Annotated in this window: 1 protein-coding gene and 1 pseudogene; both read left to right on the top strand. The window is 57.8% G+C overall.

All coding sequences use genetic code 11. From position 1 onward, the window contains the following. Positions 1-840: extracellular solute-binding protein (locus BLX41_RS23015; RefSeq protein WP_259745108.1), on the top strand; the 840-nt coding region annotated here is incomplete at its 5' end. Positions 841-1029: 189 nt separating this feature from the next. After that, positions 1030-1235, top strand: a pseudogene (locus BLX41_RS36070) (polyamine ABC transporter substrate-binding protein); the annotation flags it as partial.

Below are 1235 nucleotides of genomic sequence, written 5' to 3'. Positions count from 1 at the left end.
AAGCAGATCAAGGCCGGTGTCTACCAGGAACTGGACAAGTCCAAGTTGCCGAACTGGAAGAACCTCAACGAGTCGCTGCTCAAGGCGGTATCGGTGAGCGACCCGGGCAACAAGCACGCCTTCCCTTACATGTGGGGCTCGATCGGCATCGGTTTCAACGCCGAGAAGGTCAAGGCCGTATTGGGCGCCGACGCACCCACCAACTCCTGGGACCTGCTGTTCAAGCCGGAAAACGCCGAGAAGTTGAAGGCTTGCGGCGTCAGCTTCCTCGACTCGCCTACCGAGATGATTCCGGTGGCGCTGCACTACCTGGGCTACCCGACCGACAGCCAGGACAAGAAGCAGCTGGCTGAAGCCGAGGCGCTGTTCCTCAAGATCCGTCCATCGATCGGCTACTTCCACTCGTCCAAGTACATCTCCGACCTGGCTAACGGCAACATCTGCGTCGCCGTGGGCTACTCGGGCGACATCTATCAGGCCAAGGCTCGTGCCGCCGAAGCCGGTGACAAGGTCAAGGTCAGCTACAACATTCCGAAAGAGGGTGCTGGCAGCTTCTACGACATGGTCGCCATCCCTAAAGACGCGGAAAACGTCGACGGCGCCTACAAGTTCATGACCTTCCTGCAAAAGCCTGAAGTCATGGCCGAAATCACCAACGCCGTGCGTTTCCCCAACGGTAACGCGGCTGCAACCCCACTGGTCGATAAAGACATCACCAGCGACCCGGGTGTTTATCCGCCCGCTGACGTGCAGGCCAAGCTGTACGCGATCGCCGACCTGCCGGCCGCGACCCAGCGCATCCTGACCCGCAGCTGGACCAAGATCAAATCCGGTAAATAAGCCGATTTGCAGCACTCCCTGTTGCCGTCGTCGTGGCGAGGGCGGCAACAGGAAACAATTAAATGACAGAAAGTTTTGCTGGATTGGTTTATCGAGGGTAAGTTGCGCGCCGGTTTTGTTGCTGGGCAGCTCGGAGGCTGTCAGGTAGCGCGGGGCAACTTGGGCCCAACTATTTAAGAGGACCTCCACTTGCCTATTTCTTTGTTTCGCAAAGCCATGCTGGTTGCCGCCAGCCTGACGCTGGTGGCTGGCGCGCAGGCTGCACCGACCGTGCATATTTATAACTGGTCCGATTACATCGGTCAGAACACCCTGGCCGAGTTTGAAAAAGCCACCGGTATCAAGCCGGTGTATGACGTATTCGATTCCAATGAAACCCTGGAAGGCAAGTTGCT

Source organism: Pseudomonas protegens (assembly GCF_003732485.1).
GTDB lineage: Bacteria > Pseudomonadota > Gammaproteobacteria > Pseudomonadales > Pseudomonadaceae > Aquipseudomonas > Aquipseudomonas protegens_B.
The sequence above is the reverse complement of the archived record's forward strand: the minus strand, read 5'-3'. Positions and strand labels throughout refer to the sequence as shown.